16 protein-coding genes are annotated in these 19,517 nt (G+C 42.0%); 9 read left to right on the forward strand and 7 right to left on the reverse strand.

Features of this window, described 5'->3' with window-relative positions:
* Positions 1-128: 128 nt before the first annotated feature.
* From WFY05_RS18705 to WFY05_RS18745, 9 genes are all read left to right on the forward strand, one after another.
* Positions 129-1,394 (forward strand): sensor histidine kinase, encoded by a 1,266-nt coding sequence (locus tag WFY05_RS18705; RefSeq protein ID WP_340114443.1) that lies wholly within the window; start codon positions 129-131, stop codon positions 1,392-1,394.
* Between the two features lie 2 nt (positions 1,395-1,396).
* On the forward strand, positions 1,397-2,110 hold the full coding sequence (locus tag WFY05_RS18710; RefSeq protein ID WP_340114444.1) for a response regulator transcription factor: 714 nt from the start codon (positions 1,397-1,399) through the stop codon (positions 2,108-2,110).
* A gap of 18 nt (positions 2,111-2,128) precedes the next feature.
* Entirely contained in the window at positions 2,129-2,497 is a 369-nt protein-coding gene (locus WFY05_RS18715; protein WP_340114445.1) for a sulfite exporter TauE/SafE family protein, read from the forward strand.
* Positions 2,498-2,635: 138 nt separating this feature from the next.
* A complete protein-coding gene (rpmH, locus tag WFY05_RS18720; RefSeq protein ID WP_340114446.1) occupies positions 2,636-2,794 on the forward strand; it encodes a 50S ribosomal protein L34 in 159 nt (52 codons plus the stop codon).
* A 292-nt stretch (positions 2,795-3,086) separates the two neighbouring features.
* Positions 3,087-3,890 (forward strand): PASTA domain-containing protein, encoded by an 804-nt coding sequence (locus WFY05_RS18725; RefSeq protein ID WP_340114447.1) that lies wholly within the window; start codon positions 3,087-3,089, stop codon positions 3,888-3,890.
* A 6-nt stretch (positions 3,891-3,896) separates the two neighbouring features.
* Positions 3,897-4,937 carry an RluA family pseudouridine synthase gene (locus tag WFY05_RS18730; RefSeq protein WP_340114448.1) on the forward strand — a complete coding sequence of 347 codons (1,041 nt, stop codon included), beginning with the start codon at positions 3,897-3,899 and terminating at the stop codon, positions 4,935-4,937.
* 1 nt (position 4,938) lies between these two features.
* On the forward strand, positions 4,939-5,925 hold the full coding sequence (locus WFY05_RS18735) for a D-alanine--D-alanine ligase (RefSeq protein ID WP_340114449.1): 987 nt from the start codon (positions 4,939-4,941) through the stop codon (positions 5,923-5,925).
* Positions 5,926-6,058: 133 nt separating this feature from the next.
* Complete coding sequence (dnaB, locus tag WFY05_RS18740; protein ID WP_340114450.1) at positions 6,059-7,585, forward strand: replicative DNA helicase; 1,527 nt, start codon at positions 6,059-6,061, stop codon at positions 7,583-7,585.
* A 180-nt stretch (positions 7,586-7,765) separates the two neighbouring features.
* On the forward strand, positions 7,766-9,025 hold the full coding sequence (locus WFY05_RS18745) for a hypothetical protein (RefSeq protein ID WP_340114451.1): 1,260 nt from the start codon (positions 7,766-7,768) through the stop codon (positions 9,023-9,025).
* Positions 9,026-9,030: 5 nt separating this feature from the next.
* Here WFY05_RS18745 and WFY05_RS18750 read toward each other — a convergent pair whose 3' ends face one another.
* From WFY05_RS18750 to WFY05_RS18780, 7 genes are all read right to left on the reverse strand, one after another.
* Positions 9,031-9,711 (reverse strand): hypothetical protein, encoded by a 681-nt coding sequence (locus WFY05_RS18750; RefSeq protein ID WP_340114452.1) that lies wholly within the window; start codon positions 9,709-9,711, stop codon positions 9,031-9,033.
* A 118-nt stretch (positions 9,712-9,829) separates the two neighbouring features.
* Positions 9,830-11,503, reverse strand: a complete 1,674-nt coding sequence (locus WFY05_RS18755) for a SusD/RagB family nutrient-binding outer membrane lipoprotein (protein ID WP_340114453.1) — start codon at positions 11,501-11,503, stop codon at positions 9,830-9,832.
* A gap of 32 nt (positions 11,504-11,535) precedes the next feature.
* Positions 11,536-14,793, reverse strand: coding sequence for a SusC/RagA family TonB-linked outer membrane protein (locus WFY05_RS18760; RefSeq protein ID WP_340114454.1), 3,258 nt, complete (start codon positions 14,791-14,793; stop codon positions 11,536-11,538).
* 738 nt (positions 14,794-15,531) lie between these two features.
* Positions 15,532-16,239: an MORN repeat-containing protein gene (locus WFY05_RS18765; RefSeq protein ID WP_340114455.1), complete on the reverse strand. Its 708-nt coding sequence runs from the start codon at positions 16,237-16,239 to the stop codon at positions 15,532-15,534.
* Positions 16,240-16,257: 18 nt separating this feature from the next.
* A complete protein-coding gene (locus tag WFY05_RS18770) occupies positions 16,258-16,902 on the reverse strand; it encodes a hypothetical protein (protein WP_340114456.1) in 645 nt (214 codons plus the stop codon).
* Positions 16,903-16,975: 73 nt separating this feature from the next.
* Positions 16,976-17,908: a DUF1735 domain-containing protein gene (locus WFY05_RS18775; protein ID WP_340114457.1), complete on the reverse strand. Its 933-nt coding sequence runs from the start codon at positions 17,906-17,908 to the stop codon at positions 16,976-16,978.
* A 28-nt stretch (positions 17,909-17,936) separates the two neighbouring features.
* On the reverse strand, positions 17,937-19,514 hold the full coding sequence (locus WFY05_RS18780) for a SusD/RagB family nutrient-binding outer membrane lipoprotein (RefSeq protein ID WP_340114458.1): 1,578 nt from the start codon (positions 19,512-19,514) through the stop codon (positions 17,937-17,939).
* Positions 19,515-19,517 lie beyond the last annotated feature (3 nt).

Consider the following 19,517-nt stretch of genomic DNA (forward strand, 5'->3'; position numbering starts at 1 on the left):
AAACAAATGTAAGGATGCATAATAACAATGGCTGTTAATCAAGCTCAATAATTTGTTAACGAGTTGTTAACCGGCCCATTCTAGTAAAAAAATAACTAGTTTAGTTCCGCCTCTGCCATTCGAACTCTATGAAAAACAAAGCATTAAAATACATTATCATCCTGGCGACAATATCCATTGCCGGTGTTTTTCTGATTCAGTTCGCATTTGTTCGTTATTCGTACCGATTATCCGAAAACCAGTTTACCGAGAGCGCCAGTGTCGCTTTAAAAGAAGTAGCCTGGCAAATTATGCTGGCAACCGGAACTACCGGAAGTTTCGACAGCATTACACCGGTAGAAATTATAAATGATAATACTTATTTGGTAAACGTTGGCGTAACCATCGACAAAGAACTTTTAAAGCCGAACCTCGACGAGCAGCTAAAAAGACATGTACTCTATTACGACTACGAATATTCTATTTACGATCCGACTGAACAGCAAATGGAAGAAGGAACGCTGGTGATGCCCAACGGCAACGAACAGGTTTCAAATTATGATTTCCCGGTGAATGAAGAGTACACCAACTATTTCGCCATTCATTTTCCCGACCGCTCGGCTTACTTTAGTTCACGGCTGTCAATCTGGTACTTTTTAACCGGCCTGCTGGTAATTGTGGTTTTCTTTTTTGGCTATACGCTTTCGGTCATCATCCGGCAACGGCAACTTTCCGAAGTTCAGAAAAACTTTATTAATAACCTGACCCACGAACTAAAAACACCTATTTCTTCGATCGCACTTTCGGCCCAGGTTATTAACGACGAAAAAATTGTAAGCGAGCCCAAACGCTTGCTGGAATATGCCCGCATCATTCAGGACCAGAACAATCGGTTGTCGAAAAACGTGGAAAAGGTACTTAACCTCGCTTCGCTGGAGAAAAGCCGAATTCATTTGAATAAAGAAGAAATGGCTTTGTGCGATTTTGTAAAAGAAACGGCACAGCTTTTTAAGCAAAGCAATAAAGGACAGGAACTGATTATTCACTTTAAATTGAACGGATTGAATCCAACAATTAAAGCCGACAAATTCCATGTATCCAACCTGTTAAGCAATATCCTGGAAAATGCTGTAAAATATTGTGAAAAAGAACCTGAAATTCTGATCGAACTTAAAAAAGACAAGAACCTTTGGCTCCTGAATTTTTCCGACAACGGCATTGGTATTCCTAAAGAATACCGAAAAAAGATCTTTAAGAAATTCTATCGTGTCCCTACCGGAAACGTACACAATGTAAAAGGGTTTGGACTGGGATTGGATTACGTGTATAAAATTGTGAAAGCTCACAACTGGAAAATTAAAGTAGACGAAAACAAACAAGGAGGAAGTACATTTACCATTAGCATACCTGTTTAAAAATGAGCGATAATAATTTTAAAATACTATTGGTTGAAGACGACGAAGCGCTGCGTTTTATCGTAAAAGACAACCTCGGACAACACAATTACGAAGTGTTAGCTGCTGCCGACGGCCGGGAGGCACTCGAACTGTTCGATAAAGACAGTTTCGACCTGATCATTCTGGATGTAATGCTGCCAAAAATAGATGGCTTTCAGGTGGCCGAAAAAATTCGGAAAACAAACGAACAGGTCCCGATTATTTTTCTGACCGCACGCAGTATGACCGAAGATAAAATTAAAGGACTGACCATTGGCGGCGATGATTATATTCCAAAACCATTCAGTATGGAAGAACTGCTATTGAAGATCAAAATCTTTCTTCGTCGCAGCCAGTCGCAGCCGCTAAACGACACAGGCGAAGATGGCTACATGCAAATTGGCCGTTTTTCGTTTCATCCCGAAGAACTTACGCTGAGCATTGACGATACAACCCGCAGCCTGACGATGAAAGAAGCCGAACTTATTCGTTTTTTTGCCGAGCATCCAAACAAAGTGCTAAGTCGAAATGAGATACTTGAAAAGGTTTGGGGATCGGATGACTATTTTTTAGGGCGCAGTCTCGATGTGTTTATTTCACGACTTCGAAAATACTTTAAGGCCGATTCGTCGGTAAAGATCGTTAACTTGCATGGTATTGGATTTCGATTTTCGGTAAAAAAAGAAAATGCGTAAACGAAAAAATTCATTAAAATGACTGTAACACAACTGATCATACTCATTCTCATCGGGCTGGTTTCCGGACTACTTTCTGGGGTGTTCGGAATTGGCGGGGCAATAATCGTTATTCCGGCACTGATCTTTATCCTGGGGCTCACGCAGCACCAGGCTCAAGGTACCAGCCTGGCTTTTATGATTCCTCCGGTTGGTATTTTAGCCGCCTGGAACTACTGGAAAGCAGGACATGTAAACTGGAAATTTGCGTTGGTTTTATCCCTCACTTTTGTGGTTGGCGCCTACCTTGGTTCGTACTTCTCATTAACCATTCCCGATCGTACGCTACGCAGACTTTTTGGAGTACTGATGATTTTAATGGCCCTAAAACTCATTTTTTCAAAATAGCTAAGCAACTGAATGCAAGACCCTAATATTAAAATTCAGTTTTCGTTCAAAAAAACACACAAGTTTTGGAGGAATTAAAAAAAACACTATTTTTGCAGTCCGAAAATTCAAGAAGTAAATAGTTAAAACTTTATAGAAATGAAACGTACATTTCAACCATCGAACAGAAAAAGAAAGAACAAGCACGGATTCAGAGAAAGAATGTCCACTGCCAACGGACGTAAAGTATTAAAATCCCGTAGAGCTAAAGGTCGAAAAAAACTTTCGGTTTCAGACGAACCGAGACATAAGAGATAAATATATCTTCTGAAGAATATTCACGGGAAGGTAAAGAAAGCAATTTCTTTACCTTTTCGTATTTATAGGAACCGACGTGCGAACGTGCAAGACTAAAACCACTAACACACGTATTTAGCCAAATAAGTTTTCTTTTTTTATCTCCCCTTTTTTACTGATAATCAAAAAGGTACTTCATCCTTCGGGCAAATACTGAACGTTTATTGAGTTCATTTAATAATCACCGGGACTGAACATACTTTTTTTGGCTTATTTTTGTTTCTTTATAAAAAAGATCGACAAGCTTTGTATTATGAGTTTCAAAAAATTTTTAGTGAGCCGTGCCTTTTTAATCAGCCTCGCAGTGGCTATTGTTTTGCTGGTGGCAATTATCGCGGCAACCATGAACCAGCTCAAAAGCTACACACATCACGGGATTTCATACCGGGTTCCCGATTTAAGCGGTTTAACATTTGAAGAAGCCAACACGGCAGCCAATGACAGAAAACTTAAGATTGAAGTTCTCGATTCGGTTTATAATAAAAGTGCTGCTCCCGGAACGGTTGTCGATCAGGTTCCAAAATCACACAAACAAGTAAAAGAAGGACGTGTGATTTTTGTGACAATGAATTCCACTGAGCCGGAAAAGGTTAAAACACCAAAACTCACCGATATTTCGTTCCGGCAAGCTCAGGTGCTCCTCGAAAACTGCGGTTTATTAATCGACAGCATTGTTTATAAGCCCTCGGAATACAATGACCTGGTGCTTAACATCCTGCAAGATTCGACTGAGGTGAACGAAGGCGACCGGCTGGTTCGCGGAAGTGCCGTTGTAGTGGTTGTTGGACAAAGCAAAGGAAATATGGAAACTGCCCTTCCCAAATTGTTTGGTATGTTTGTGGACGATGCCAAGGCAAAAATTACGGATGCCAGGCTAAACCTGGGTGTAGTAATTTACGACAACACAATAACAACACAAGACGACTCATTGAATGCTCGGGTGTGGAAACAGATGCCCGATGCCGATGTGGTGAGAAGTGTATACCTGGGTTCGTCGGTTGATCTGTGGCTGACTGTCGATGATGAGAAACTCATAAATAACGAATTTCAGCAATAGCTGCCCATGAGCGACTATATTGAAGAAAATGACGAACTGGAAGATGGGGGAATGTATGAACATTACCGTCTTGCTGTAGATCCCGGGCAGAAAGCAATCAGGATAGACAAGTTTTTGTCAAACCGGATCGAAAATGCTTCACGCAGCCGGATACAGTCGGCAGCCGACGCCGGCAATATCCTGGTGAACGGCGAAGCGGTGAAATCGAATTACAAAGTGAAGCCCAACGACGACATTCAGATCGTGATGGACTACCCCCGCCGCGAACTAAAGATCATTGCCGAAGATATTCCGCTCAATATTGTCTTTGAAGACGACCACCTGGTTGTGATCAATAAACCACCGGGACTGGTTGTGCATCCCGGACACGGAAATTATTCAGGAACCCTGGTCAACGCACTGGCCTGGTATTTTAAAGACCTTCCGCTGTTTAACAGCGAAGATCCGCGGCCGGGACTGGTGCACCGCATTGATAAGGACACTTCGGGATTAATGGTCGTGGCCAAAACCGAACAGGCAAAAAACCGCCTGGCACTGCAGTTTTTTGAAAAAACCACCGAACGCCGTTACCAGGCACTGGTTTGGGGGAGTGTTAAAGAGGATGAAGGAACCATTACCGGGAATATTGGCAGAAGCTTAAAAAACAGACAGGTGTTTACCGTTTTTCCCGAAGGAGATTACGGGAAACATGCCGTTACCCATTACAAAGTGCTAAGACGTATTGGTTATGTTTCGCTGGTTGAGTGCCGGCTCGAAACCGGTCGGACACACCAGATCAGGGTACACATGAAATACATCAACCATCCGCTGTTTAACGATGCCAATTATGGCGGCGACCAGATTCTTCGCGGAACCACATTCACCAAATACAAACAGTTTGTACACAACTGTTTTAAAGTGCTTCCCCGCCAGGCACTTCATGCCAAAACACTGGGTTTTGTCCACCCTGCTACAGGTGAAAAAATGCAGTTTAATTCCGAAATACCCGACGATATGCAGCAGGCAATCGATAAATGGGAAAATTACATAGCTAACAGAAATGACTAAAATGAACACAAACAAACCCAATATAGCCGTTATTGCTGGTGGAAACTCCTCTGAATTTGTAGTTTCGGTAAAAAGCGGCGCCAACCTCATCAATGCAGTTGATACGGATAAATACAATCCCTGGCTGGTTGAAATGCAGAACGACCGCTGGGAAGTCTTTCAAAACGACGAAAAAATAAACGACATTGATAAATCGGATTTTAGCTTTATGCTTAACGGCGAGAAAGTAAGGTTCGATTTTGCCTATATTACCATTCACGGCACCCCCGGAGAAGACGGAATTTTACAATCGTATTTCGAACTAATCGGCATTCCCTACTCCACCTGCGATGTACATTCTTCGTCGCTTACTTTCAACAAATGGTTTTGCAACAACTATCTGCGCAGTCAGGGTGTAAAAATGGCCAAATCATTACTGTTTACACAAGGCGAAAGCATCGATCCAAAAGCTGTTGTTGAAGAACTTGGACTGCCCATTTTTGTAAAACCCAATGCCGGCGGATCAAGCTTTGGCATCACAAAGGTGAAGAGCATTGATGAAGTTGAAGCTGCCATTAACAAAGCCTGGGAAGAAAGCAGCGAAGCCATAGTTGAACAATTTATCGACGGACACGAGTTTACCTGTGGCGCAGTAAAGATTAAAGGAGAGAAAACTATATTTCCGATTACCGAAGTTATTCCCAAAAACGAATATTTCGATTTCGAGGCCAAATACACTCCGGGTGTTACAGAGGAAATTACACCCGCCCGCCTGCCGGAACCGCTGTTCAAAAAATGCCAGCAACTCACCTCCGAAATTTACGACTACTGCAAGTGCTCGGGCATTGTCCGCATCGATTATATCCTAAAAGACAATACCTTTTATTTCCTCGAGGTAAACACAACTCCGGGGATGACCGGAACCAGTTTTATTCCACAACAAATAGCGGCTATGGGCAGTAGTTTGAAGGAAATTATCACACAAATTATCGACGATAAAATCGGATAAAAATCAATTAACAGGCTGTGTGAATAACAGGTTAATATTCCATTAAAAAGACATGGTTTTTAACTTGCCAACAGCATCTGTTATTTATACTTTTGAGCTCGCAGAAAAAGCCTAACTTTTTAGTAATCGAACTATGGCAGAACGTAAAAAAAGCAACTCCACATCCACCTTAGAGCAAATTAACGCGCAATACGGCAAGCTTCCTCCTCAGGCAATTGACGTTGAAGAGGCAGTACTTGGTGCGCTTATGCTCGAACGCGATGCTTATGTTACGGTTGCCGATATTATCGATGCCCGGAGTTTCTACAAGGAAGAACACAAAAAGATTTTCGAAGCCATTCAAAAATTGTCAGGGAAAGAAAAACCGGTTGACTTGTTGATGGTTACCCAGGAATTGAAAGACCGCGATGAGTTGGATGCTGTTGGCGGCCCGGGCTATATTACCCAACTTACCCGGCGTGTGGCATCGGCTGCTCACATCGAGTTTCATGCAAGGATTATTGCGCAGAAATTTATGCAGCGCGAACTGATACGCGTTTCCACCGAAATTCAGACTAAAGCATACGACGATACCATAGATGTTGACGACCTGATGGATTTCTCAGAATCGGAATTGTTCAAGGTATCTGAAGGCAACATTAAAAAAGAAACGGTTCCGATTAAACCGGTACTGAACCAGGCAATTGAACAAATTGAAAAGGCAAGGAGTAAACCGGATGGCCTGAGTGGTGTTCCTTCGGGATTTTCGGCACTCGACCGGATTACTTCGGGCTGGCAAAAAACAGACCTCGTTATTGTGGCAGCCCGTCCGGCAATGGGTAAAACTGCCTTTGTGCTGTCTATGGCCCGCAACATGGCTGTTGATCACCGGCAGGGAGTTGCCCTCTTCTCGCTAGAGATGTCATCCATCCAGCTGGTTAACCGTTTAATTGCGGCCGAAACCGAATTAGGAGCCGAAAAAATTAAAACCGGTAAACTTGAAGATTATGAATGGACACAGTTGAACCAGCGCATTAAAGCACTTGACGATGCCCCAATTTTCATTGACGACACTCCTGCCCTTTCAATCTTTGAATTCAGGGCAAAATGCCGTCGCCTTAAAATGCAGCACGACATCAACATCATTATTGTCGACTACCTGCAGCTGATGACTGCCGGAACGGATATGCGCGGAAGCCGTGAACAGGAAGTGAGTACCATTTCGCGCTCGCTAAAAGCCATTGCCAAAGAACTGGATGTCCCGATTATTGCGCTGTCGCAGCTGAATCGTTCGGTGGAATCGCGTGAAGGGAAACGTCCACAGCTATCCGACCTGCGTGAATCTGGAGCGATCGAACAGGACGCCGATATTGTTACCTTTATTCACCGTCCGGAATACTTTGGAATTACGGAAGATGATTCAGGTAATTCATTGCTGGGCGTGGCCGAGATCATCATTGCAAAACACCGTAACGGTGCTACTGCCGATGTACATCTCCGGTTCAAAAAAGAAATGGCCAAATTCTCCGACATGGATCCGCAATTCGATTCGGGTGGTTTTGGCGATGTTCAGACTTTTGGTTCATCGATGAATGCCGACCAGGAAAGCTATGAACAACAAGGCATAAGTGGTAATCGTGGCTTCGATTCAGAATCGGGTGGTTCGGATGCACCGTTCTAGCGTTCCGCTTTGAATACTACTTCCCCCGAAAATATATACAATGAATTAGAGTAATAATACCTTTTTATTACTCCGACCTTTAGGGCGGTACAAAAAACAAGTTCGCAGTATAAAAATATTCCCCACATTTCTCTTGAACCATTTTACCACTAAAATTGTATCTTTCGGAAAAGTTATGCCATGAAGCTCAAAACAATATTTATACTGTTATTTACGCTCATATTTATCCAGGTAAAAGCCATGTACCTGCTCATCCCCATGGATGATTCGCAAAAAGATCACCTTAAATCTTACGGTATTGCTTATTGGACACTCCAACGCGACATGGAAGTAAAATGGCTCTTGAATTACCGTGGCGGCAGCTTCCTTATGGAGCATCGCCCGGAAATTGAAAACGAATGTGTGGTGCGTGGTGTAAGCTACGAAAACATTGCCGATGCACAGGCAAACGCCATACTTACCGAAATTGCCCGGCCCGATATTAACCAAGATGCGGTGAGCATGAACAAAGCGCCTAAAATTGCGGTTTATTCGCCACCCAACAAGCAACCCTGGGACGATGCTGTTACCCTGGTGCTCACTTACGCAGAAATTGATTATGACGTAATTTACGACGAGGAAATCTTAAGCGGTAAACTAAAAGACTACGACTGGCTGCACCTGCACCACGAAGATTTTACGGGTCAGCACGGTAAATTCTGGCGCTCGTACCAACATATGCCGTGGTACCAGCAGGAAGTGCGGATTAACAATGAACTCGCCAAAAAGCTGGGCTTTATGAAAGTATCGGAAATGAAATCGTTTGTTACGCGCGAAATTGAAAAATACGTGATGAACGGTGGCTTTTTATTTGCCATGTGCGCCGCTACTGATACCTACGATATTTCTTTGGCCGCTGCCGGAATCGATATTTGTCAGCCGATGTTTGACGGCGACCCTATGGATCCCGACGTGGATAGTAAACTTGATTTTAACCATACTTTTGCCTTCGAAAATTTTAAGTTGGTTAAAGATCCGAATCAGTATGAATTTTCCAACATCGATGCAACCGAAACCAGAAGAGTGGCCCGTGAAAACGACTATTTTACCCTGTTCGATTTTTCGGCCAAGTGGGATCCTATTCCAACCATGTTGTGCCAGAACCATAAAAACCTGATCAAAGGTTTTATGGGGCAAACCACGGCATATCGCAAACAGGTACTGAAATCGAATGTGTTGGTATTGGGCGACAACAAACCAGCCAATGAAGCACGCTATATTCATGGTGAAAAGGGCCGTGGATTCTGGACCTTTTACGGAGGCCACGATCCGGAAGATTACCGCCACCTGATAGGCGATCCGCCTACCGATCTGAGCCTGCACCCCAATTCACCGGGTTACCGATTGATCTTAAATAACGTATTATTTCCGGCTGCTAAGAAGAAGAAACGGAAAACCTAGCCGTGTTATAGTGTATTTAAAAACTTAACAAGATTGGATAAATCCTCTTCATCAGAAAATTTGATTTTTTCCTTTTTCACAAAGGCCTGTATTTCTTTCGATTTTTCAGGGTAAATCCCGTCGAGGCTTTTCTTATTTTTAAGTTCGACCAAACCGCTGGCTGCGTTGTACAGAAAATATTCGGGGTTTTTTGTGACAAAGCGAGCCGGCTTTGCTTCCACATAAGGACGAGCCGGTTTGGGTTCCTGGTATTCAGCCTTATCTTTAGCCAACAGCATATAGGCCCCGGGCACCAGCTGCCGGTAAAAACCTCCTGAGCCGTCTATGTCTTCGTAGACCAATGTTACGTCTTTTAATTTAACCGAGCTGATGTTCTCCGGAGTTAGCACATCATAAACTTCACCCTTTTCGTTTTTAAATTCCAACTGTTGCTTGTAATTGTTGTAGCGCAGTTCGCCCTCGTAATATTTCTGATTGTTGAGTTTTACGCGGCCCACCGCAAAATCGCCGTATAAAAAAGGTGTTCCCTGCACATCTTCGTAGGTGCTTCCCGAACGCGAATTGGTAAGATTAATGTTGTTGTACTCTATAAATGCGTTGAGCTCCATCACGTAGTTCTGTGCACTTAAGTTTGTACCCAAAAATGCTGATAAAAAGAATAATAAGGAAAAAATAACTGTTTTCATGTTAATCAATTTTTAGTGCTTTAAAGGTAAAAAAATAATCAACCAAATTTTCAACTGCAACCTAAAAGAAAAGGTCCACCGAGATGGCGGACCTTTTAACTTATATCATAACAATATGTTATTGCTTGTCTTCAGCAGGAGGATCGATTTCTGTTGGAATCGGGTTTCTTCTGGTGTTCCACCATACCCAACTCTCGAACAATCCTTCGTTCAGGTCCTGAACACCCTGACGTTGTTTCGCAGCGTCAAGATTTTCGCCATTATAGGTATCTTCAACCGTTGAATAAGTCAAACGTGTAGGCATACCCAAATTAGGATAGTAAGCACCTTCCAGTTCGTATTCGAATATACGAGCCGGGAAACCTGTACGACGTACTTCGATCCAGGCTTGAACGCCCTGACCAAACATCGCCGCCCATTTTTGCTCAAGAATCTTCTGGAATTTTTCGCCTTTCGAGCCACCCCATGCTACAAGCGGATCAGCCAGGTAAGCAGCCTGATCAACAGTTACAGAGAATGCAGAAAAGTCGTCACCGGCTTTGTTCGATGGTGTTACAGTTGCGCCGTCAGCACATCCCCAACGATCCATACTTGCAGCAATACCGGCTTCGTAATGAGCCTGTGCACTTGTTTCGTCGTTTCTACGCAGATAGTACTCAGCCTGAATAAATTCAACTTCATCCAAACACAAAACATACAGCGGTGCAGTTTCGGTATATGCTATTGCTGTACCCAGTAAGGATACGTTCTGGAAAGTTGCGGCTGCATGGGCCAAACCGTTTTGATGTCCGTTGTATTCAATAGCATCAGTTCCCACACTTTTAGGAATAGGCTGTGCGTAGATGTGCACCCTTGGGTCAGTCCGTGCATTCAGGAAGTCAACCATAGTTTGGCTGATACCCTGGTCGGTACGTGAGAACAAGGTGTTGAAAATCGGATTACGGTAAGGTAAGCCCGGATACGCCAATTGTACATTATCGTCGTTGCTTGTCATAATCGGATATTGCGATGAATTACCCAAAATTGTAGCGATTTGAGCATCAGCATCGCTCATAGCTGCAGAACCGGCACTTGTTGTTACCTGGGTTCCGCCAACCATATCGTAAGTAAAATCCCAAGGCGTACCGGCGGCACGGTTAAGAATTCTTAAACGAAGAGAGTTTCCAAACTTTTTCCACATCATTGGGTCGCCACCAAAAAGCAGGTCGCCACTACCAAAGTTAAGTGATGAAGAAGTCAGCAGATCGTTTGCTTCGTCCAATTCTGCAATCATACCGGCATAAATGTCGGCCTGTGTATCGTACACCGGCGTTACATTATCCGATACCAATCCCATATTAGCCTCACTGTAAGGCACATCGCCCCACAGGTCAGTCATCATATCAATTATCAGAACCTTCCATATCTTTGCTGCTGCATACAATTCAGGATCTCCACCATCTTCATTTGCCGGATTGGTTTTATCCATAATAATGGCCAAATCCTGAAGCGGATCAGTATAACGCGAGTGGAAATATCCATCTAGGTTACGAGGCTGATATTTGTCTTCATCAATGTATTGCACTTTGGTCCATTGTTGTGACCAGTTTCCAAGATAGGTGTGCTGCATCCATCCACCCATTTCATATCCGATCTGAGATACAATTGTATGGGTAAAAATATTTATTGCAGGAACATCAACCGGAGAGTTCGGGTTGGTGTTCATCTCCTCAAAGTCGTCTGTACACGATCCTGCTGCTAAAATCAGGACGGTAAACAGGACTAATTTAAAATCTTTCAATATGTTTTTCATGTTCATTGAATTTTTAAGTTAAACCATCCTTATTAAAAATTAATTTTCAAGTCGAAACCAAGAGTTCTGGCCGATGGTATTGGAGTAGAGTTCATACCCACAGAAGTATTACCGGCACTGATTCCGTTCTCAGGATCAACATGTGGCATGTTGTCGTAAATGATCCAAAGGTTACGTCCTACAAACGAAAGGTTCACGTCTCTAACACCTATATCGCTCAGGTAAGGAATGTTGTTGAAGGTATATCCTACAATCACTTCGCGCAATTTAACAAAACCTGCGTCGTAAACTGAAAGACTTGGTTTTCCCCAGTAATCGGTCTCGAAGAAAGTTTGTGCTTCAACATACGAGTTATTAGCTACCGGAGTAGATGATTCGTTTCCTGAGCCATCAGTAAGAACAACACGTCCGTCAACCAGTTTACCATAAACACCATCAACTTTTACACCACCACCGTCTGCAACAGCGTCACGTACGTTTTTGCCATTGTCGTTAGTAGCAGCTGTATTAGCCATTACACCTGAATAACTACCGAACCAGTCAGTAATTGAGTACTGATCGCCACCCCAACGGAAGTCAACCAGGAAGCTCACATTTAAGTTTTTGTAATGGAATGCGTTGTTAACACCACCATACCAATCAGGAGTTACGTTACCAATTTCGGTTTGCTGTGGCGAACGGATATAACGACCGTCGGTTCCAACAACAGGTTTTCCGCTGTACTTAATGTAAGCTAAATCACCTTTCGAGTCATATACTTCGGTTTCGTTTTCGCGAACAATGTCGTATCCCCACATTTGGCCGTATGTTTCACCCAAACGAGCACGAACGGTCATTCCCCACGATCCGGCGTACAGGTTAATGTACTCCAGGTCGCCTGTTAATTTGTTAACCGTGTTTTTGTTGGTTGCCCAGTTGGCTGTAATGTCCCATGAGAAATCTTTGGTCAATACAGGCGTTGCATTTAATGTGATCTCTACCCCTTCGTTCTGGATTTCACCGGCGTTGATGGTTTTGGTACTAAATCCGGTAGTATTCGAGATCGCAATGTTCATAATCTGGTTCTCGGTAACTTCGTTGTAGTATGTTGCATCAAGACTCAAACGGTTGTTGAAGAATTTTAATTCCGCACCAAACTCAAGCGAGTTTTTCGATTGTGGTTTCAATCCCAGAGGAGCCAAAGTATTGGTATACGATAATGAAGGCTGACCACTGAATGGATCAGATGCACCAAATGTTCCCTGCAATGCATAAGCACCTGCAGTACCACCAACCTGCGCATAACTGGCTCTCAGTTTACCGTAAGAAAGAATTCCTGATTCGATTCCCAAAGCTTCAGTAAAGATGAAACCAAGTGAAGCAGAAGGATAGAAATAAGAATTGTTATCGACAGGCAAAGTTGAAGACCAGTCGTTACGAGCAGTTAAATCGAGGTAAAGCATGTCGGCGTAACCAAAGTTAACACTGGCAAATACACTCTGAAGCTCAGTATGAGTTTCTGACATACCTGTTGTTGCAGGAGAAGCAGCATTACTTACAGCGTACAAGTCAGGAATAATCAAACTTGCAACGTGAGTAGCCTCACTACGGTAGTCGTAATGGTTGTATTCCGAACCGATTGTTCCGAGTACGTCCAGATCGCCAAAGTTTTTGTCGAAATTCAATACAACGTTGGCAGTTGTTTCGCTACGAACTGATTCGTAGTTGTCGAAACGTCCGTCCATCCAGTCGTGAGAATTCTTGGCACGAACTTCCTTGATACCTTGTGAATAAGCATCGGTACCTACCATGGCTTTCAACATCATCCACTCGTTAATATCGTAAGAGATGTTTACATTACCCATAAAACGTTCACGGTTCAGAGAGTTGGTGTTTTTATTCAAAGTCCAGTATGGGTTATCGTGGTAACTGTGGTTCCAGTTGTAGTTTCGTCCTGATACAGGATCGATCTCCTGCCAGTTGTCTTTCAACCATTGAGTATCAACCTGACGACCGAACCACTGCATGGTACTTTGGAAAATACCTGCTGAAGTATAACCCGACGACATAATGTTGTCGCTTTCGGTTAAAATGTATGAAGCAGAACCCTGAACACGGATTTTATCAGTTACATTCAAACCGGCATTCAAAGTGAATGTGTTTTTACGTTGATCGGTATTCGGTATCATACCTGTCTGATCCTGGTGCGAAACCGACAGACGGTAGTTGTAATCGTCTTCCATGCGGTTTACCGCAATAGAAGTAGTACTGTTCAAACCGGTATCGAAAAGATTCTTTACGTTATCAGGATGTGCAATCCACGGAGTTGCTTCCCGAATACCTGTTACAGGATCGTAAGGGCTGTCGAACTGAGGAATCAAACGTCCGTCGAGAGCAGGTCCCCACGATTCGTCAATACCATCATTTACACCACCCCAGTTACCATCGACGTATTCAAATTCGCCGTCGTAACCTTGTCCGTATTTGTTCTGGAAATTAGGTAATTTCAATGGATTTGACCATACCATGTTTTGCTGGATAGAAACGCCTAAACCTTTGCGGCCCATTTTACCGGATTTGGTGGTAATAAGTACCACACCGTTCACAGCGCGTGATCCGTAAAGTGCAGCAGCGTTCGCACCTTTCAGTACCGAAATGGTTTCGATATCAGCAGGGTTGATGTCAGCTGAAGAGTTACCGTAGTCAGTACCACTGTAAGCACCTACATCAGAATATGAGTTAATGATCGGGATACCGTCAACAACGAAAAGCGGCATGTTATTACCAGTTAAAGTACTCATACCACGAACGATGATACGAGAACCGGCGCCAACGTTACCAGAAGAGTTGGTAATCTGTACACCCGATAATTTACCTTGCAGCGAGTTTACAACGTTAGGTTCGCGTGCGGTCATCAGTTCATCACCCTCAATGTCCTGAACGGCATAAGCCAAACCTTTCTTCTCGCGTGACTGACCAAGTGCGGTAACCACAACTTCATCCAAACCCAGTACATCAGGTTCCATTACTACGTTAATGGTAGTAGAAGTCCCTAAGGCAATTTCCTGGGTTTTCATACCCACAAAACTCAAAACTAAAGTTCTAGCGTCTTCAGGTGCTTTTAAGGTATAAACACCATCAATGTCGGTGATCGTTCCCAAAGTTGTTCCTTTCACCGAAACCGAAACTCCGGGTATTGGCATATTATCCTCAGCCGAAGTAACCGTACCGGTTATCGTCTTTGTCTGAGCAAAGGCTACCAAATTACCCATGAAAAGGAGTATCGATAAAATAATCGCAATTTTTTTCATAGAAATAATTTTTAGTTATTAAATAAACAGCTATAAAAAATGTAGAATGTATTCATTGTATGAATTGATCTTCTTTTGGTTTTTTCACTTTCCTTAAATCTTATCTCATCTCACAAAACAATAAAAGCCGGGAGGATAAAAAAATTCTACGAAGGGTAATCGTGAGTATATGTTGAGTGAGATCCTCCCGGCAATATTTTTGCCCCGAAAAACATAATTCTAATAAGTTAACAGGAAATAAACAGGTTCTACATATACTACCCTTCATAGAAACGGTTTTAGTAATAATTAAACAGCGTATAAAATATAAATGGATATTTTGTTATGATTCCCCCAAATCAAATATCACATATTACCCTCTTGCAATTGTTAAAAAAATTAACAGTAACAAATGTGTAAAAAAAAATCATAACTCCAAAAATTATGAAATCATTTTTTCGGTTTTTATGACACAGTGAAAGCGTTAATGCCTGATAACGTCAAAACTAACACCCACAAGAAATTTTGAATTTTTATTTTAATTAAGGTTAAATAAACCAAAAACGGTGGTTTGTTTGTGTGTTTTTTAAAAAACCGGGAGGATAAAAAAAGTTCTACGAAGGGTAATTGTGAGTAAGTGTAGAGTAAGTTCCTCCCGGTCTGAAATATTTTTTTATGATCTTTTTCATCGATACGGGAAATCAAGCGGTCCCGCGGTCTAAAAACCTATTTGTGTTCTGTTCCTGAAAAAGAAAAAAACTAATGGTTTATATCAATATCCCACCTACCTGCAGTAAACAGGACTACTTCCACAACACAGTTTGTCATTTCGAAATGTGAAGTTTTTCGAATCTCATATTCCAGTCTGAAAGTAACCGGAAAATCTTCAATCTCGCCAAAAGCAACCAAGGTATTCAACGAACGCTCCCTGGTTTCTAATTTATGCCCACTGGAAATCTCAGTATTCGTTATCACTACTGATTTATCGGGAACGCCATCGGTTTGAAAGTTAATCCAGACTTCATTTTTTATGGATGCATCTCTGGTGAGTTCAGGATCAATCAATTTGACTCCTCTGCGTTCTTTGACTTTATACAGGGCTTTTGGATCGTTGGGTATTATCAGAGAATCGGCTACCCACAAACCGTACTCCTGGATTAAATGGCCTCCTTCGGTCAGATTATTGAATAAACCGTAGCCATCTTTTTTCCCTTTTGTAAAGTTTCCAACGTAATTCGAGCCATTTTCATAGGTATAAACTCCATACCCGTGCGGGTATCCCTTTTTGAAACTTCCGATATAGCTATCAGTACCTTTGGCTGCTCCCTCACCATTTGCCAAACCTTTTCTACAATCACCGTTGTACTGCCCCTGTAATTCTTTTACCAGCACTTTGCAATCGTACTGAGCATATACCGAAAGTGTAAACACGAAAAACAGTCCGAAGAGAAAAGTATATTTTTTCATTTTTACAAGGTATGATGGTTAAAAGTTAAATCCAAGGGTAAAAGCGAGGCCGTTGTTGGTTTTATCAAGATGCTGCTCAGCACCGCTCGAACTTACAACAGTAACTTCTACATAGTCGCGGTAGGAGTATCCCACAGCAAAATAAAATTCGTTAAGATTAGTAGTAACAGAATAACCAAAGCCAACCGAAGCCAGTGCTCCGGGATCGATTTGCTTATAATTTGAAGTGTTGTAGCGCGAATTGATGTTGCCTTTTAAATGCCAGCTATAGCCTACCTGACCATATGCAAAAGGCGACCATTTTTGTGTGTAATTAAAGTAGTATTTATAATCGATCGTAATGGGAATAAACATTTCATCGGTAAACTCAACGCCAAGTCCGCCGGTGAGAACGTGTTGCTGCAGGCGATAACCAATTCTGAAATTCGCCAACGTTCTAAACATAAAATCATCGTCAGCCGTGAATGAAGGATTAAGTGATGTTTCAATTCCTGCAAGAAATTTATTCTGCATACGAACCATTGAATTCTCTTCTGCGTCACTCACGTAATCTCTGTTTTCAGTTTTTAATTCCGGAATCAATATTCTTTCGGAATTACCACCCTTTACCGTAAAACTGAGAAAATACAGTATAATTAAGGGAATAAATGTTTTTCTAATCATTTAATTAATTGCCACAGGTTGAAGAGAAAGAAGTCACCTAAAACAGGTGACTTCTTTTTTATACCATAAATCTTTAATTCTGGTGATACCAGTTCGCCGAAAAGTGTGGTCCACTTCCCGATGTATAGGTTTGACACAATTTGAAATGATACTTACCGTTTTCATCCTGATAACAGTAGTTCCACACTTCACCATTGTAATCGTCATGCTGTTCGCAGGCATCTTCTCTACCTTCTACTGTAACAGTAAATTTCATCGCACCTTCATGTCCTTCAATAGTTTGAGGATTATCCATATCAACCGTGATCAGGTAGTTATATCCCCATCCCGGATAAGTATACGATGTAATAATAGTACGTGAAGAAACTGTTCCAAACGCTAAATCATCAGTAGAACACAGGAATGAATAATCCGTTGCACCACCATATAACCAGTATGCATCCAAGGTATAAGAACCATGGAAAATATTGGTTACACCAATCTGTACGTATTGTGTTCCATAGTTTCCACTAATGAGAACATCAGGATTTGATGTAGATACAATCGAAAATGCGATCATGTATTTATCATCGGCCGACAGACCTGCCGGAGAAAAATCAACTGAAAATTCAACCTCCCGCTCACCTGCCGGAATAGTAACAGTAGTCTCTGAAAAATTATGTTTCGAAGCAGAAAGCACCTGGAATTCAGGATCCACATTCGCAATATATTCCTGAACAGCCTGTTCATCAAGTCTAACAGTTACCTGTAAATCTTCGTCCAATTGCCAGGGTGAAGATAAATTCACTCTAAAATTGGCAGAATATGTTACTGAAGGATCTGTAGTACCCTGAAATGACCTTTTTATATACCCGGCAGAATTCGGCAACTCGTTAAAATCAGCAATATAGGGAGAACCGGCAAAGTTCTCTACCTCAATATCAACCATACTATCGTCGAGGCACGAAGTAGTGACCATCAACGCAACAGCTGTCATTGCTATTAGTATTTTATTCAATGTCTTCATTTTATATTTCATTTTTTTTGTTCAATGATTAATTAACATCCCAGAAAATTTTTGCATCCATTATAAATTCTGAGTTATAAGTAACTCCTGTTTTATCGATGGCTGCATTTACATTTTCTGAATTAATATCGAGTTCCCGCTGAGGATAAAGCATCCGAACAGGAACCTGTGCACGTATAATGTTATTATAATAAGAGATCATCGATGTTTCAATTTCATTTGGATCACCTGGTTCAGGATAACCTGTCCGGCGGAAATCGGCATATGCCTCATAATGGTTTATTCCTACCATGGCTATGTATTTCTGATAAATAATAGATCTTATAGGATCTCCATCATTCCAGGCAGCATCACCGACAAGGTTTTCCAGATAAGTTGTAATTAAATCATCCGTTTCAACACCTTTTCTCTCTCCATAATATTCGATAGATGCAACAACTCCAGCTTCCCAGTATTCCTGTGCGGTACCGGTAACTCCTGCCGACGACAGATTGTAACCTCTTGCCAGGGCTTCTGCAATCAGGAAATCAGTTTCCATAATCGAAATCACCATTACATCACCGTTAGTGGTTCCACCGTAGATACCAGGTCCCATACGTACAGAACTATGTCCCCAGTGGTCTTCCGGAGCACCGTTTTGCCCTAACTGAAGCGCATGGTCATAATTTTCAGACTCAACACCCGGTTCCCAACACAGTTCGAGACGTGGGTCGTTTGATGATTTATATAAGGCTGACAAAAATACGTTAAGACCATATTGCTGGTTAGCACTGGTTAAATCGCCACTGGTGTTTTTACCATAGGCTGTATAAATCGGATTCATTTTACCTGATGTATTATCGATATACCCTGGATTTGCAGTTACAGAGCTTGTGATAAATCCTACTTCATCAAAACTCATATTACTGCTAACGTAACTGTCCCTGGCAAGCGACTGACGCATAAGTATACGAAGCTTAAAAGTATTGGCAATTTGCTTCCAGTACTCAAGATCACCACCACCAATAATGTCAGAAGTTTCATCAACGGTCTGTGAATTTTCAGCGGCTAAATTCAAATAAATAATTGCCGAATCCAATTTCATAACCAAATCATTATATACTTCCTGAGCATCGTCGTAAACAGGTGTTACATTACCATCGAAACCTCCAACAGCTTCGCTGTACGGAATATCGCCGTATGTATCAACTAATCTTTGATAAGTTACCGAAGATAATATATCGGCAATAGCCATGTATGCAAAGTTACCTTCTTCCATCGCTGCAGCTTTCACATACTGCAAGCTTTTGAGTTCTGCACGATAAGGATCGTTAAAATCGGCATTGTAATCAGAAGATGTCATATTATAACTTTTAACATTATTCCATCCTGACCATCCTCCGGAGTGCCCATAATATCCGATCCAAGCTCCATAAAGCGCATTGTATCCACCGCTGCTCCCGATTTGCTGACGTTCTGCGAATTGCTTTTCAGCACCGGTTAGCACTAATTCTTTTGTTGAAGATGTCAGGTTGTTTGGATCCTGATTAATATCCAACCAATCATTACATCCCGTGAATCCTGCGAACAGGATCATCATCACTGAGTATATAAGTATTTTTTTCATCTT

Origin of the sequence: Maribellus mangrovi, assembly GCF_037646455.1 — a bacterium.
GTDB lineage: Bacteria > Bacteroidota > Bacteroidia > Bacteroidales > Prolixibacteraceae > Draconibacterium > Draconibacterium mangrovi_A.

Excerpts from the sequence above, each read along its gene's own strand:
- WFY05_RS18780 (WP_340114458.1), bottom strand. The coding sequence starts at position 19,514 with ATGAAAAAAATACTTATATACTCAGTGATGATGATCCTGTTCGCAGGA.
- WFY05_RS18765 (WP_340114455.1), bottom strand. The coding sequence starts at position 16,239 with ATGAAAAAATATACTTTTCTCTTCGGACTGTTTTTCGTGTTTACACTT.
- WFY05_RS18755 (WP_340114453.1), bottom strand. The coding sequence starts at position 11,503 with ATGAAAAACATATTGAAAGATTTTAAATTAGTCCTGTTTACCGTCCTG.
- WFY05_RS18745 (WP_340114451.1), top strand. The coding sequence starts at position 7,766 with ATGAAGCTCAAAACAATATTTATACTGTTATTTACGCTCATATTTATC.
- WFY05_RS18735 (WP_340114449.1), top strand. The coding sequence starts at position 4,939 with ATGAACACAAACAAACCCAATATAGCCGTTATTGCTGGTGGAAACTCC.
- WFY05_RS18725 (WP_340114447.1), top strand. The coding sequence starts at position 3,087 with ATGAGTTTCAAAAAATTTTTAGTGAGCCGTGCCTTTTTAATCAGCCTC.
- WFY05_RS18730 (WP_340114448.1), top strand. The coding sequence starts at position 3,897 with ATGAGCGACTATATTGAAGAAAATGACGAACTGGAAGATGGGGGAATG.
- WFY05_RS18715 (WP_340114445.1), top strand. The coding sequence starts at position 2,129 with ATGACTGTAACACAACTGATCATACTCATTCTCATCGGGCTGGTTTCC.
- WFY05_RS18710 (WP_340114444.1), top strand. The coding sequence starts at position 1,397 with ATGAGCGATAATAATTTTAAAATACTATTGGTTGAAGACGACGAAGCG.
- WFY05_RS18760 (WP_340114454.1), bottom strand. The coding sequence starts at position 14,793 with ATGAAAAAAATTGCGATTATTTTATCGATACTCCTTTTCATGGGTAAT.
- rpmH (WP_340114446.1), top strand. The coding sequence starts at position 2,636 with ATGAAACGTACATTTCAACCATCGAACAGAAAAAGAAAGAACAAGCAC.
- WFY05_RS18775 (WP_340114457.1), bottom strand. The coding sequence starts at position 17,908 with ATGAAGACATTGAATAAAATACTAATAGCAATGACAGCTGTTGCGTTG.
- WFY05_RS18770 (WP_340114456.1), bottom strand. The coding sequence starts at position 16,902 with ATGATTAGAAAAACATTTATTCCCTTAATTATACTGTATTTTCTCAGT.
- dnaB (WP_340114450.1), top strand. The coding sequence starts at position 6,059 with ATGGCAGAACGTAAAAAAAGCAACTCCACATCCACCTTAGAGCAAATT.
- WFY05_RS18750 (WP_340114452.1), bottom strand. The coding sequence starts at position 9,711 with ATGAAAACAGTTATTTTTTCCTTATTATTCTTTTTATCAGCATTTTTG.
- WFY05_RS18705 (WP_340114443.1), top strand. The coding sequence starts at position 129 with ATGAAAAACAAAGCATTAAAATACATTATCATCCTGGCGACAATATCC.